The following is a 13231-nucleotide window of genomic DNA, read 5'->3' as shown; positions in this document are numbered from 1 at the left end:
ACCGCCCCCACCGGACCGGTTCCGCGCCGTACCGCCTTCGCCCCGGAGTCACAGCGTTAGGCACGGGCTGGCAAGAACCCCCACGACCACCCGATGATCCACGACAGCGACTCATCGTCACAACCCTATGAGCCCACAGTGTCCTGTCGAAGTGCGTCTGTCAGCTGGCGGGCCGATGACCTGCTGGGATGCCAGATCGTTTGAGAAGGCGGAGGCTCGGGATTCCCAGACGACCTGGCTTTCGCGGAAGGTCCTGGGTTCCGAGGGTGGTGTAGATCCGCGCGAATCGTCGGCTCAGCTCGGCCGTCATCGCCAGACAGGGCTCCTGGCTTCCTCCGGTTTGACGCATGCCGATATCGGAATATGATGGCGGTCATGGCACGAGCAGCGACGACGTCGGATGTCTTCAACGCGATCGCCGAGCCGCAGCGCCGGGAGATCCTGGTGCTGCTGCGGGCGGGTGAGCGGCCGGTGACCGAGTTGGCCCAGGAGTTGGGGATGACCCAGCCGGGGGCGTCCAAACACCTGCGGGTGCTCCGGGAGGTCGGGCTGGTGCGGGACCGCAAGGCAGGCAAGCAGCGCCTGTACGGCCTTGACGCCCGCGGGCTGCGACCGGTCCACGAGTGGACCGGCGGGTTCGAGCGGTTCTGGAACGAGAGCTTCGACCGGCTGGACGAGTACGTGCAGGACCTCAAGCAGGCAAAACAGGAGGAGTGACCGATGGCAGCGACAGGACGGGATGCGCCGGCGCAGTCAGCGACGGCCTACCGCGAGATCGTGATCTCCCGGGCCATCGACGCCCCACGGGAGCTGGTGTTCGAGGCGTTCACCAATGTCCGGCACCTGTCGCGGTGGTGGGGACCGGAGGGGTTCACCACCACCACGCGGGCGTTCGAGTTCCGCGTCGGCGGGGAGTGGGACTTCGTGATGCACGGACCGGACGGGACGGACTACCAGGAGTGGATCTCCTGGACCGAGATCGCCCCGCCGGAGCGGATCGCGTTGCTCCACGGTGAGTCCCGCGGCGACCCGAACGCCTTCGAGTCGGTCCTGACGTTCGCGCCCGACGGTGCGGCGACCCGGATCGAGATGCGCACGGTGTTCCCCACCAAGGAACTGCGAGACGAGGCGGTCGAGAAGTACCACGCGATCGAGGGCGGCCGGCAGACTCTGAGCAACCTGGCCGCCTACGTCACCGGGATCGTTCGGAAGGGAGCGGAGGGCTGATGGCCGGGAAGGTGTTCTTCAGCGTGTCGATGTCGCTGGACGGGTTCATCGCGCCCGAGTCCCCCGAGGACTTGATGGGGCAGCAGTGGATGGAACTACAGCAGTGGATCTTCCCGCAGCGGTTCTTCCGGGAGAACCTGAAGCTCGGCGAGGGCGGCGAGGAAGGGCGCGACAACGACATCGTGCGGGAGACGTTCGAGCGCACTGGCGCGAGCGTTATGGGCAAGCGCATGTTCGACGCCGGCGAGCAGGCCTGGCCGCAGGAGGCTCCGTTCCGCACCCCGGTCTTCGTCGTGACGCACGAGAAGCGTGACCCGTGGGAGCGGCCGGGCGGGACCACCTTCCACTTCGTCAACGACGGCATCGAGACCGCGCTCGACCAGGCCCGCGAGGCCGCCGGCGACCGCGACGTCCGCATCGCGGGCGGCGGCGCGACGATCCTGGAATACGTGAACGCCGGCCTGATCGACGAGTTCTCGATTGCGCTGGCACCCGTGCTGTTCGGCTCCGGGATCCGCCTGTTCGAGGGCGTGGACGCGGGCCGCGTGGCCCTGGAGCCGGTCCGCACGGAGCCCTCCCCGAGGGTGACGCACCTGACCTACACCGTCCGGGAGCGGTAGCCGGAGAGCCGGATGTGAGCGGCACCCCGGCGGCGCCTCAGCCCTCCGGGGTCAGTACGGCGGTCAGCGCGTCCACGCCCCCGGCGTCGGGGAGGGCGAGTGTCCGGGCCGATCTCGGTCGCGCCACTCCAGCCACGACTCGAACTCCACCAGCGACTCCGTTGTGGCCGCCCATGAAGCCGAGGGTTTGTGGGGACTGGTGGACGGCCCGAATTGGACGCCGTGGTGGCGGGCGAATTCGGAGAGACAGACTCCCGCAGCTGCATGGCGTCATCGCGGATCCGCTCGGCGTGCGTGCGCGCGAAGTCGGCAATGGACGTGACGTACTGCGTGTACAGGGAGCGCACCGAGGCTGACAGGCCCAGTACCAGCAAGGCGGCAGCGGGTGCCGCGAAGGAACTCCACCGCCCGAGCCGCTTGGCCTGTACTTTCGCTCGCCGCAGCAGCTTGCACGTCGGGGACAGCCGCGTGAACTCGGGGACGCCATAGCCCTCGTCACGCAGGTACTTTTCGCACAGCTGCACTGACAGCGACAGCAGGAAGTCATGCGGGGTGTACGTGGCCGGCGCCTGGATGATCAAACCGAATCCGGCCTTCTTGACGGACTGCTCCAGCAGCGTCGTCTTACCCGCGCCCCGTGGGCCGCAGACTGCGATGGTGCCGTCCGCGATGTGCGAGAGTTTGCGCTCCAACTGTCGCCGGGCCCCGTTCTCGACGACGAAGAGGGGTTCCCGCGGCGCACGCAGGCCCCACTCGAAGTGGTCAGGGATGAACAGGGAATCGGGGTCGTCGCCCAGCATGTGACGGACAAGTTGGGCCACCACCGGCCCCGTCCCATTGTTCTGGAGAACTTCGCCCCATTGAGCGGCCCACACCCCTACCTTGATGCGCTGCACCAGCCAGGAGATACGCAGCCTTCCGGCTACCAGGCACAGGACCAGATTCGACCCAGCCTGCGAACCGCGCCAGAACAGAATGAACACCACCGCTGCGGCAACTAGAACAGCCCCAAGGAGGGCGAGCGCTCCGCCGAAGATGAGAACCGACAGGGCCCCGAGCACTGTCAGAAAACAGATTCCGCGCCAGTTCCAGTCTGTCTCTCTGGCTGCCCTCCCGCACAGCGGGGGAACCTCAAACCCGTAGGAACACGGGAGGAAATCCGCCTCGAAGATCGGCTCCAGAACCAGTTTCAAGGAAGCCTGGACCACCCGGTCACGGATCGTGTTGATCCCCAGATAGCGGACCTTGCCGCCAGCCTTGGGAATCCCACGCTGCCGCACCGGCAAGGGCCGGAAGGTGCGGGCCTTCAACTCCGCCCGCAGCTCCGAAAGGAAGCCCTCCAGCCCACGCACGTCCTCAACGTAGTGGGCGGTCACGCCGTCCACTCCAGCCGTGCGCGCACCCTTGTTGCTCCGCACCCGCATCCACCCCGCAAGCAGGAAGGCCGGGTCACAGACGAGGTTGAACAGGTCATCAAACCGGCGAAGAGGATCCTCCGCCGCCCAACGGTGCAGCTTGGCCTGGATCTTCAGTACCCGGCGTTCGGCCACATACGCGACGTCCTCCAGCTCGTCGGTATTCACCAACGACCTCCTGACATTCCAGCTTCCGCACTGCCGACTTGCTGGCCCCCTTCGCCATGTACGTGCCTTTCGCGCGCTCGGACTACTACGGGGCCTCCGCCCCACCACGAGACCATCAGCCGGCGACGGGCCTGCCCCCACTCCCGGCCTGGAAGGACGGTGCCTGGGCGGTCTCGGATGGTTCCCACGTTCCCTGTGTGCCGATCGGCCAGGATGGGTGCCCTGCTTTGCCCCGACAGCCTCGCCGTGCCTACGCCGCAGTCCTTCGGCACGGCCCCCGGACCCGAAGACTTCTCGGGCTCCGGAGTCGGCGGCCCGCATGTAGGGCAGCCGCGTACTGCATCCCGGCCCAGATCCACCAGGTTGGAGCCGGTACAACGCTTACGGAGCTTTAACCGCAGGTTCCTCACGTACACCTTCTGGCCTCGCTTGCCGGACCCGCACCGTCTGGCAGTACCGGCGCGTCCCGTCGTTGTCGGGGCTGCTTCCCGCCCTTCCCGGCATCCCCCGGGTCGGACTGCCCCCAGCTTCTACCGAACCGCTGCGACGGCCCGGCGGTGGTGGTCTTGCACCACCACTCGGTCACACAGAACTTCGTGGCGCACCCATGCAGCGTTTGAGGACGTCACGCTCCATTTCGAGCTCCCTGATCCGCTTGTTCTTCTCCGCGTCCTGCCTGCGCAGCCGGGCCAGTTCCTCGCGCTCGGGCACGCTCAGCGTCCCGTCCCCGCCGGCCTTTTTCGCCCTCGACACCCAGGTGCTCAGGGTGGTCTCGTTGATCCCCAGGTCCTTCGCGACCTGCGCGATCGGCCGACCGGTCTCGGAGACGATCCGCACAGCCCCCTCACGGAACTCCGCGTCGAACTTCCGTCGCTTCTCTGCCATGACCCCCAACTTCCCCTGCAGTCACGGCCTCTACGCTACGAGGGGATGGTCAGGTTCGTTCACCTCCCGTGCCCGTAGCCTCACCACCAGAACGTCAAGAACCGGGCAAGTCGCCCTCGCACATCAGCGGTCCCCGAGCTCAGACGAATTGAGCAACAGAGTCGTTGGGGCCCATGCTCGTGGATTTTTGGGGCCATGTGTACCTCGGGCAGGGAGGCTATGAGCTGGGATTGAACATCAGCGAACATGCTCAGGATGTTGGCTGGTGCCGCCATGGCGTCACTCGATCCTGTGCTGGTCGGGTGCTCCAGCCTGGATCTGCTGCAGGACCTGGGGGCGCGAGGTGATCCGCTTCGTTGATGAAGACGCCCCGGCCGACCACCCGGACCGGAGCCGGGCGGCGGCCAACCGGACTTCGACCGCGCCGCCCTGGTGAGGGTCGACTGGCCGTTCTCCTTCACCTGCTAGCCTTGAGGGTCGTCGGGCTCGTCCACCAACCGATCCCGTCCCGCGGCCGTACCGGTGCGGCCATTGCCCGACGGCCTGGTCAGTGCCTCGCGCAGTGCGTCGATCCCCGGATAGGGGTTCGCGCGTCGGCCAACATCGGTTGAGTAGACCCAGCGGGTGATCTGGCACCGCCCCATCATGTCCCGGCCGTGAATGGTGGAGAGCCTGCCGGCGCCGAGTCGGAAAGTGCCATCGAGCTCGTCGCGGATCGCGTCGCAGACGTGGTTGCCCGCGGCAGTCAGCTCGAACCACAAGTCTAGAAACAGTTCGATGTTCTGGAGGTATTCGCGCTCCGCCTGGCGGCGCTCGGGCCCGTAGTCGAACACAAGCGAGTGGTCCCTGAGCTCGTAGAAGTCGTCGACCCTGGTGGAGAATGTGCTGGTTGTGGTAAAGAAGTCCAGCAGGTCCGACAGTGCGCGGTGGAAGTTGTTCATCGCGCTGGTGACCTTGCTGAACGGCTTCGGCCATTCGGTCTCGACCATCCAAAGCCGCAGCGCGGTCAGGCGGTCCTGAACCGTGAAGGGCAGGCCGAGCGGCGGGATCAGCGCCGCTTCGGAGGTCTTGCGCCACGTGTCCAGGCTGGCCAGCTCGGACCAGCGCATCACGAGATCGAGGGCCGATAGGCGGGCGGTCTCCTTGATCTCCTCACCCACCGCGGCCAGGAGATCCAGCCAGCCTTCGGCGTCACGCTCGGCCTCGGTGAGCTCGATCCCGTGCTGGTCCGCATACTGGGTGCACCGCTCCACGAAACGACGCGTGAAGTCGACGGTCGGCAGGCTCTGAGTCGATGGGCTCAGGGCCCGGCTGATCGTCGCGTGGGAGAAGACTTCCTTCTCGGTCGGCTGGTTCTTCTTCTTCCTGCCCCCGAGCCGGGTCGCAGTCCCGGCTCCGCAGGCGGTCATCAGCTGCCGGAGCAGACCAATGAACCACTGCGGATCCGCCTGCGCGTCGAGGTCCCGCACCGATTCCATCACCATGTCCGCGAGGCTAGCGAGTAACGCCTGGGCAGGGACGCCAGAACGCTGGCCAGCGGTGTCCAGGAGTGTCTCACCCGGCCAAGAACCCTGGAAGTCAGCCCTGTTGATGCCGTTCGCTGTGATCGCCGGAACTCGCCGGCCTGGTCAAGCAGAGGCAACAGATGGTCATTGCATCGGATGTGCTCCAACTCTTGCGGGAAGCGCTCGGCAGCTGGCCGGCGACCGCCCGGTTCTGCCTGCTCGCCGTCGTGCTCACGCTCGGGTGGATGGCCGTCACCTGGTGGCGGGACGGCCGCCACCCGCGTGGTCGACACAATGTCCGCCCTCGTGGATCGGGGGCTGGCCGGTCCCGGCCCGTGCGGCCGGGGCGGCGGACTTCGGCGCCCCACCGCAGGCGCTAAAAGTAACGTGGCACCCGGTGACTCGGCCTGGTGGGAGGGCTGCCGAAGCCGCCTCGAGCAGGCAGCAAGGGAGGCGGAATCAGCTCCGTGAAGAACAAGCGCTTGCCGGCCTCGCTCAGTCACCTCTACCTTGGCGGACTTCCACGATGGGCAGCATGGTCACGGTGGTGGGGAGGCCGAGTTCCCGTGGTGTGAGGCTGGCGGGTGTGGGGACGTCGGTAAGCCGGGCGAGGAGCGCGTCGATGGCGGCCTAGCCGTCGTCGACTGCGGCGTGTTCATCCTCGGTTAGCGGGATCGAGGCGAACATGCGCTGCAAGTTCTCCTTGGCTTCGAGGAGTTGGGCCTTGCTGGAGCCCTTGGGGGTGTAGAAGTCGCAGCGGGCGCAGGCCATCCTTTTCCGGACTACGGGTGCCAGTGATCGTGTGAGGTAGTCGCCTCTGGCGTATGGAGTCTTGATCAGCAATTCTGTGCCCATGCTGCTGCCGCTTGCCCATGTGAAGACTGAGTTGATCGAGGTCGTCCGCACCACCGACCCGATGCGTCATCTCAGTGCGGAGGACTTGGCCGGCGACGACGTCGCGATCTGGGAGGCGACTCAAGCCAATCAGGTCCTGGCACTGATCAAGGACCTGCCGGGAAGCGAGCTGCATCGCTGTTTCATCCCGGGCTGGGGCATCCGAGCTCACAGCGCGACGGATCTGCTCTTCCAAGTGGCCTTCTGTTTCCGATGCCATGGTGCCCGCCTGTGGGGACCCAGCGTCCCCGCTGCTCAGGCGGGAATCCACAGCTTCGATCCGGACAGCCCTCCTGCCCGGGAGCTGCTTGAACGGTTCCGCGGCTCCCAGTGCCGAACCTGCTGAGCTGGTACAGGGCACCGTGGCGAGCACCGGCTCGGGTCACCAGCCCGTCCGCGTGCATCTGGGCCAGCCGCTTGCCGACGAGTTGCTCGCTGAGGAAGGGGAGGCGGGCGGCGACGTCACGCACACGCATGGGGCCGCCGCCCTGCTGGGCCAGGGTCTGCGCTGACCAGGTGGTCCACTTCGGCGCTATCAGAGACAGCGCGTCCTCGACGCGCTGCGCGTCGACGGAGCCGATCTGGGAGGTTGCGGCTTGTACCGGGGTGGACATGGCGGTAACTCCGTTATGGCGAAGGGTGAATCGGGCTGCGGGGCGCGGGTCAGTGAGGGTCGCGCTCGGCGCGTAGGCGCTGGAGCACCGTGCCGAGGCGGCGGTTGCTGACATGGATGCCTCGGTCGCGCAGGCCCTGGCGCAGGGCGTCGCGGTTGAGCCGGGGCAGACGGGCGGCGACCTGGCGGGCGATGGCCATGAGGTCCTCATCGCCCGGCGCGGGTCCGGTTCGCCGAGCCGAAGGCTGGCGAGCGGCAGGCTGGTCCAACAGGAGGCGGACGTCCAGCAGGTCCCACACCGCCTCGGCTTCCGACTCTTCCTGGCGTTCGTGGTCCCCGACTTCCGCCGCGTACCGCAGCACGATGTTGTCGAGGGCGTGCTCGCCGGAGCGGCAGCGCTGCCAGGCCGCGTCGAGGTTGCGGCGGGCGGCACGGGCATGAGCGATCGTCTCGGCCAGACCGCCGAGCCGCCGCAGCACGATCGGCAGAACGGGATCGCCCGAACCGCCATGCGCGCCGTCGCGCTGAAGGTCCTCCAGCGGGCGGCCGTACCGGTGCTCGACCAGGTGGCGGGTGTAGATCACGGTGGACATGGGGGTCTTCCTTCCTGGGGTTTCAGCGAGAGCGGGAGGGCTTGGTGGTCGTGCTGGCGGGGGAAGCGTGAGTGGGGTCGGTTACTGCACTGCCAGGAGCCGAGGCGGGGTTGCTGCGGCTGAGGGCAGCGGACACACGCGGCGTTGTCGTCCGGGAGACCTGGAGTGCCTCCTCGCCCTGCGGTGTGAGCGACAGGAGCTGCCCCGGCCGATACCGCGACGTGCTGGTGTCCTTCTCCAGCAGCCCGTCCGCGAGCAGCCGCTCGGCGGTCTCGGCCAGCACCTTCGGCCGGTTGCCGTCCCCGTCGGAGAGCCAGGTGTGGCCGTAGACCGCGCTCTGGTGGAAGCGCAGGCCGCCCGCCTCGACTGCCTCAAGGGCCGCGACTTGGCGACCATCCGCGATGGCCCAGTCGTCGTCCCGCCCGGGCGCTTGCTCCGGGGCCAGGCCCAGGCTCTGGCGCGGTGCCTTCGAGGCCAGCTCGGCGTCGGACTCGGGCAGAAGGCGGTGGTACGTGGACACGGCCCGGGTCAGTTGCTCGTAAGCCGCACCCCGGCGGGCGACGAGCAGCTCGATCTGCGGACCCGTGGTGCGCAGGATGCCGTGCCAGCCGCGCATGCTGGCGTGATCGCCCCGCCCGATGGGCTCAAGAACCTCGATCGCGGACTGGGCGGCGCGGGTCAGTTCGCCGTGCAACTCGTCGACCCCGTGGGCGGCCTCAGCGACCATCCTGCCGACGAGGTAAAGCGGGTCGCGGGGCGGATGGTCGTCGCTCAGCGCCCAGGGGTCCTCGACACCGAACTTCTTGGCGACCAAGTGCGCGCCGGGCCGCTTCGCCATGTCATGGGGGTTCATTCGGCCGCCTCCATCCGGGCGAGCAGGGAGCGCACCAGAGTGGGCAGGCTGTCGGGGCCCTCACCGATCCAGACATGATCGGTCGCCTCGCCGAGGACGTACGCGGCGTCTTCGAGCAGGCCGCTGGAGATCTCCAGGCAGGCGTCGGTGATCCGGGAGGCAGCGAGGAGGGACTGCGAGAGCACCTCGACGTAGTCGCCGGGGCTGAGGCCGGCAGCCTCAGCGGCTGTGCGGATGGCGGCCAGTTCCAGCGCGCTGAACGCGAAGTCGAACTCGTCGTCCTGCTCCGCCGGTGAGTGCGCGGTGAAGGCCGGGTCCGGCGGCTCGGTGGGGATGCCGAGGCGCGTGCAGATCTGGTCCACGGAGGCGGTCAGCTCGGCGAGGGACTCGGTGAGCCAGCCGAGTGCGGAAGCGTAGGAAGCCAGGGTGAACAGACCGCCGGGGGTGGAGGGAAGCGGCTCCCCGATGACGAACTCTTCGAGCCGGTCGTTCAACTCGCAGACCACCCGGGGGCCGGCGGACAGCGCGCCGAGGACGGGATGCAGGTAGGAGCGGCTGGCGGAGGTGGGGTACTCGGTGGTCAGGACCCCGGAGACGCTCTGCGCGGCGTCGGTGAGCAGCCCGGCCAGTTCGGTGCGGGCCAGGGGGGCGCGGTCGGTGGTCATCGCAGGCGGGTCTTTCGGGAGGCAGCGGGAGCGGAGGGGCTGGCTACCGCCGGTGCGGTGGCCGGGAGGGACGCGGTCTGGTCCACCGCGTGGGGGGATCGGGATCGTGCTGCCTGGACTCGCGCCTCGGCCACCGGGTCGGTGTCGGCGGGCTGGTTGAGGTCCGTGCCGTTGGTGCGGCGTTGGGCCGTGCGGTAGACCGCGTAGTCCTCCCGGGCACCGGCCGCGACGAGGTAGATCTCGCGCTTGTGGGTCGAGGTGGGAGGGGCCGGGCGGAACTGGATGACCATCCGGTAGGAGACGGCCGGGTCGACGTAGACCTTGTGGAAGCCCGCGAGGCGGCCGGTCAGCGGCAGGCAGTCGTCGCTGCCGTGGACCAGGTTCTGCAGTTCCAGCAGCGCCAGGTCGCGGATTTCGTCGGGGAGTTCACGTAGGTCCGCGATGGCATCCGGGTGCGCGGCGAAGGCGAAGCGGGCGCGGCTCACATCGACCTCCGAGGGTTCGGTCGCTGGGCGGTGTTCACGGACGGCGCGGTGCTGGTGCCGAGGCCGGCGTTGGGGATCGCGGAAGGGCTGGTGGAGCGGGTGAGGGCAGCGCGGGTCCGCAGAGCGGCGCCGTCGCCGCGGTATTCCGGCGGCTCAGGCAGAGGGCCGTCGCGGTTGTCCAGCCAGTCCTGGGCGGCGTCCTCGTCGGCGAAGGCGCCCTCGCGAACCGTGTAGGTGAGGGAATCCGTGGCCACCTCTTCGAGGAACACGCGGATCGGGACCTGGGCCGCGCCGGAGGCCGGCCCCGCCCAACGCTCCCCCGCCGCCTCCCCCGAGCGCCTTCCGGATGCCCGGGGCGCTGAAGCAGGCGAACGTGGTCAACCTGCCGGACGGCTACCGGGCCTCGGTGGAGCCGCCGGTCACCAGCGACGGGTTCCTGGACGAGGACTTCGTCATGGACAGCCAGACGTTCCTGTGCTGGCTTGCCGACTACTACCGCGACGACATCGTCACCCTGCGCCTGATCGTGCGGATGATGGGCATGCAGAAGCCCGGCGGAACCGTGGATGCCACCCAGATCCAGCTCGCGGAGCTCCTGAAGGTGAAGCAGTCGCAGATCTCGCGGTCACTCAAGGACGCCGGGCAGAACGGAGTCGTCGTCAAGCTCAAGGCGGGGACGTACCAGCTGCACCCGAGGTTGACGCTCAAGGGCGGCAGGGTACCCATCGAGCCGAAGCCCGGTCTGCGCGTGGCGGGCACCATGAAGGTCGACCAGCTCTCGTTGCTGGACGCGATCGAAGACAATGAGGACCTGCCAGACGCTTTCCGCCAGCTGCGGAAGCTGCCGGACCCGGAGGAGAAGCCGCCCCGGGAGGACAAGGCCCGAGCGCGGGCCCGTGCCGCAGCCGGACAGGCGCGGCCGGAGGAGGATGGGACGTCATGACGATCGCCGTGGAAAGCATGGTTCCCGAGTACGTCTGGACGGCCAACAACGCCCTCGCGTTCACGCCCAGGAACATGCCGCCGGCCGCGTACCCGATCCTGCTGCACCTTCTGGGCCGTCAGGAGCCCGGCGGGCGCTGCGTGGCCACCCAGGACACCATCGCCCAGTTCGTCGGGCTGAGCCGCTCGATGGTCACCCGCGGCCTTCAGCACCTCGGCTTCGCGCAGATGGTGTGGAAGGAAGGCAACGGCGTTTACCGGCTCAGCCCGCTCATCGCCGGCTTCCGCACACCTGCGGACCAGCTGGCGGCGATCGGGACGATGGACGACGACGACCGGTTCGACCACCCGGACTTCCAGGAGCGGTACGAGCGCCGGGTTGCACAGCACGAGAAGGAGCGCCAGGAGAAGGCGGCCCGCCGCCAGCGGCCAGCCGAACCTCCCATCGACCTCGCCTCCCGTCGGAAACGCTGATCTCGTGCCGGTCCCGCGGCGTCGCACCTTCGGTGCGGCGCCGTTCTCGTGCACGCCGGGCGGTACATCGTTCCCCTCTGCGGGAAAGCCGCAGTGCAGTCGTCCCGCATGGTGACGCTGGATGCAGCAGCCGTGCATGGATCTCCTGCGGAACATTGCAGATCTGCGATGTTATGCAGCCGCCGGGACGGGCCCGTGGTCCTGCTGCCTGCCCCTGGAGCAGCGGGCGCGGGCTTGTTGCAGCAGGTCCCGAGCAGCGTGCAGCAGCTGACCGTGCTGCACCGGCCGGGGCCGGCCTGCTACCCGTGCAGCACCCGTGTGCCGCCTGGCCCATGCAAATGCTGCGCTGCACCCGCGACACCACCCGGCTGCAACCTGAGGACCACCACCAGGGACCACGAGCAGCACACCGGCAACGACCGCTGCTGCCCGCCGGGTGACAACCTGCTGCACACCACGGCGAGCAGCACGACCAGGAGCAGCGGGACCTCATGGCCGCAGGCCCTCGGCTCACACCTCACACCCTCACACGCACCGCGCCCACCTGGGGAAACGGGGCGTGTGCCTTACAGGAGCAGCCGGGACCGGCGCTCTACAGGACGGTGCCGTGCAGGGCGCGGCGGTCGCCGGACAACGCGTAGCGGCGGGCCGCGAGGCCATGTTCGAGGGGCTCGCCGATCTGCTCGCACAGCAACGCCAGGACGTCGGCGGCCTCGGTGTCGGAGAGGTAGGCCGGCGCGACTTCGAGCATCAGCTCACCGATCGCGTGGGTGCTGGCCGCGAGGTCGTCGACGACGCGGCGCAGCGCGGCGACGGTCGGGTCCGCCGGCGGATCGGCGGGCGGCGGAGGCGGTGTCGTGCGGATGTCGCGGGCGGCCTGGCGGACCACCGCGCGCACCGTGGGCTCATCGAGGGCCTGGAGGCCGCTGTGGGCGAGCGTGGCGAGTCGGCGGGTGATCAGCTCCGCGACGTCGCTGCTGCGGCTGGAGACGGCGATCAGGGCGTGCTGGGACAGGCCGTAGTCGAGCGCGGCCGTGGCGGCCGGGTCGCTGTCTCGCGTGCGAGACGTCTCGGTGCCAGCGGCGACGGCGCCGTGGATCGCGGCGAGGGAACGGGAGACGTCCAGGAGCCGGTACGCCTGGGCGCGGCTGATGCCGAACTCCGCGTCGCAGTACGACTCCCAGCTGCCGTGCCCGAGAGGGAGCCAGACACGGGCGGCGTGCGCGTCGCGGACCCGGGCGGCGAGCACCGCCACGGAGCGCCGGACGTCCGTCCATCGCCTCGCGCAGCCCGACCGTCATCTCCCGGGCCTGGGAGGTCGACAGCGGCAGCCGCGCCGGTTCGACGCCGTGCTCTTGGGCCTCGTTGTGCTCGCCCACGACTCCATCGTCATTCTCGCCGACGACGTCCCCTCTATCTTCATTCCCTCAACTGGGTGCCCGTAAAGACCTGTTGACTTCCTTGGTCCCTGGCATAGTGGATGACATGCCGATACCCGAGTCTGCCGCTCCGGTCACCGCAGTGTTCGACGGTCCCTTCGATGAACTGGCTTCACTGTATTCTTGGCTCGGGCAGGAGGAGGAGTTGCGCGGTCACCTCACCTTGGATCCCGGAGCAGCGGAGCCCGGTTCCATGGGTGGAGGGACGACATCCCTCGTGGTGATGCTGGTGTCCAGCGGAGCCGTCTCCGCACTTGCCCGTACCGCGCGCCATTGGCTCAGCGTGCGCACGGCCGACGTCAGAATTTCGATCAGCCAGAGCCGTGACGGAACGACCAAGGTGATCCTGGACGGCAAGCGCATTGAGCGTGACTCCGTGGCCGGGCTGGTGGACCAGGCTATCCAGGGGACTTCCCTCCACCCCACGGACTCCGACGACGAACGGCAGTGACG

General features: G+C 68.6%; 17 protein-coding genes. 7 read left to right on the top strand and 10 right to left on the bottom strand.

Annotated features, from left to right (window positions below):
- The first annotated feature begins 375 nt into the window (after nt 1-375).
- Genes OH809_RS39050 through OH809_RS39040 form a run of 3 tightly spaced genes read left to right on the top strand, consistent with a single transcriptional unit; the run spans nt 376 to nt 1847 of the window.
- Nucleotides 376-717, top strand: a complete 342-nt coding sequence (locus OH809_RS39050; RefSeq protein WP_406416410.1) for an ArsR/SmtB family transcription factor — start codon at nt 376-378, stop codon at nt 715-717.
- Between the two features lie 3 nt (nt 718-720).
- A complete protein-coding gene (locus OH809_RS39045) occupies nt 721-1227 on the top strand; it encodes an SRPBCC family protein (protein WP_406416412.1) in 507 nt (168 codons plus the stop codon).
- The gene (locus tag OH809_RS39040; RefSeq protein ID WP_406416414.1) at nt 1227-1847 is read left to right on the top strand and encodes a dihydrofolate reductase family protein; all 621 of its coding nucleotides are present in this window, start codon (nt 1227-1229) and stop codon (nt 1845-1847) included. The genes OH809_RS39045 and OH809_RS39040 overlap by 1 nt, the downstream gene beginning before the upstream one ends.
- Here OH809_RS39040 and OH809_RS39035 read toward each other — a convergent pair.
- The 4 genes from OH809_RS39035 to OH809_RS39020 all read right to left on the bottom strand — a co-directional run bounded on the left by OH809_RS39035 (nt 1826) and on the right by OH809_RS39020 (nt 6675).
- A complete protein-coding gene (locus tag OH809_RS39035; RefSeq protein ID WP_406516142.1) occupies nt 1826-3430 on the bottom strand; it encodes a hypothetical protein in 1605 nt (534 codons plus the stop codon). The two genes, OH809_RS39040 and OH809_RS39035, sit on opposite strands and share 22 nt — an antisense overlap.
- A 582-nt stretch (nt 3431-4012) precedes the next feature.
- Nucleotides 4013-4315: a transposase gene (locus OH809_RS39030; RefSeq protein WP_406416417.1), complete on the bottom strand. Its 303-nt coding sequence runs from the start codon at nt 4313-4315 to the stop codon at nt 4013-4015.
- A gap of 464 nt (nt 4316-4779) precedes the next feature.
- On the bottom strand, nt 4780-5799 hold the full coding sequence (locus tag OH809_RS39025; protein ID WP_406416419.1) for a hypothetical protein: 1020 nt from the start codon (nt 5797-5799) through the stop codon (nt 4780-4782).
- A 651-nt stretch (nt 5800-6450) separates the two neighbouring features.
- Complete coding sequence (locus OH809_RS39020; RefSeq protein WP_406516141.1) at nt 6451-6675, bottom strand: hypothetical protein; 225 nt, start codon at nt 6673-6675, stop codon at nt 6451-6453.
- On the opposite strand from OH809_RS39020, the gene OH809_RS39015 reads away from it, so the two are divergent.
- Complete coding sequence (locus tag OH809_RS39015; RefSeq protein ID WP_406416422.1) at nt 6674-7060, top strand: hypothetical protein; 387 nt, start codon at nt 6674-6676, stop codon at nt 7058-7060. The genes OH809_RS39020 and OH809_RS39015 overlap by 2 nt on opposite strands.
- A 317-nt stretch (nt 7061-7377) precedes the next feature.
- On the opposite strand, the gene OH809_RS39010 is transcribed toward OH809_RS39015, so the two are convergent.
- From OH809_RS39010 to OH809_RS38990, 5 genes are read right to left on the bottom strand one after another with little or no spacing between them, the layout of a single operon-like run.
- Nucleotides 7378-7920, bottom strand: coding sequence for a hypothetical protein (locus OH809_RS39010; protein WP_406416424.1), 543 nt, complete (start codon nt 7918-7920; stop codon nt 7378-7380).
- A 22-nt stretch (nt 7921-7942) separates the two neighbouring features.
- Nucleotides 7943-8773 carry a large ATP-binding protein gene (locus OH809_RS39005; protein ID WP_406416426.1) on the bottom strand — a complete coding sequence of 277 codons (831 nt, stop codon included), beginning with the start codon at nt 8771-8773 and terminating at the stop codon, nt 7943-7945.
- Nucleotides 8770-9438, bottom strand: a complete 669-nt coding sequence (locus OH809_RS39000; protein WP_406416427.1) for a hypothetical protein — start codon at nt 9436-9438, stop codon at nt 8770-8772. Before OH809_RS39000 ends, OH809_RS39005 begins: the two co-directional genes overlap by 4 nt.
- Nucleotides 9435-9923, bottom strand: coding sequence for a hypothetical protein (locus OH809_RS38995; RefSeq protein WP_406416428.1), 489 nt, complete (start codon nt 9921-9923; stop codon nt 9435-9437). The genes OH809_RS39000 and OH809_RS38995 overlap by 4 nt, the downstream gene beginning before the upstream one ends.
- Entirely contained in the window at nt 9920-10192 is a 273-nt protein-coding gene (locus OH809_RS38990; protein WP_406416430.1) for a hypothetical protein, read from the bottom strand. The genes OH809_RS38995 and OH809_RS38990 overlap by 4 nt, the downstream gene beginning before the upstream one ends.
- 77 nt (nt 10193-10269) lie before the next feature.
- Between OH809_RS38990 and OH809_RS38985 the strand changes: the two genes are divergently transcribed.
- Together OH809_RS38985 and OH809_RS38980 are read left to right on the top strand one after the other, a co-directional pair.
- Nucleotides 10270-10866 carry a hypothetical protein gene (locus OH809_RS38985; RefSeq protein ID WP_406416432.1) on the top strand — a complete coding sequence of 199 codons (597 nt, stop codon included), beginning with the start codon at nt 10270-10272 and terminating at the stop codon, nt 10864-10866.
- Complete coding sequence (locus tag OH809_RS38980; protein WP_391727557.1) at nt 10863-11339, top strand: hypothetical protein; 477 nt, start codon at nt 10863-10865, stop codon at nt 11337-11339. Before OH809_RS38985 ends, OH809_RS38980 begins: the two co-directional genes overlap by 4 nt.
- Nucleotides 11340-11931: 592 nt before the next feature.
- Here OH809_RS38980 and OH809_RS38975 read toward each other — a convergent pair.
- Nucleotides 11932-12594 (bottom strand): hypothetical protein, encoded by a 663-nt coding sequence (locus OH809_RS38975; RefSeq protein ID WP_406416434.1) that lies wholly within the window; start codon nt 12592-12594, stop codon nt 11932-11934.
- A gap of 230 nt (nt 12595-12824) precedes the next feature.
- Between OH809_RS38975 and OH809_RS38970 the strand changes: the two genes are divergently transcribed.
- Nucleotides 12825-13229 carry an effector-associated constant component EACC1 gene (locus OH809_RS38970; protein ID WP_406416436.1) on the top strand — a complete coding sequence of 135 codons (405 nt, stop codon included), beginning with the start codon at nt 12825-12827 and terminating at the stop codon, nt 13227-13229.
- Nucleotides 13230-13231 lie beyond the last annotated feature (2 nt).

The sequence above is a fragment of the Streptomyces sp. NBC_00873 genome, from assembly GCF_045207415.1.
Taxonomy (GTDB): domain Bacteria; phylum Actinomycetota; class Actinomycetes; order Streptomycetales; family Streptomycetaceae; genus Streptomyces.
Note: the sequence above shows the minus strand (reverse complement) of the source record. Positions and strands in the feature narration are given on the sequence as shown.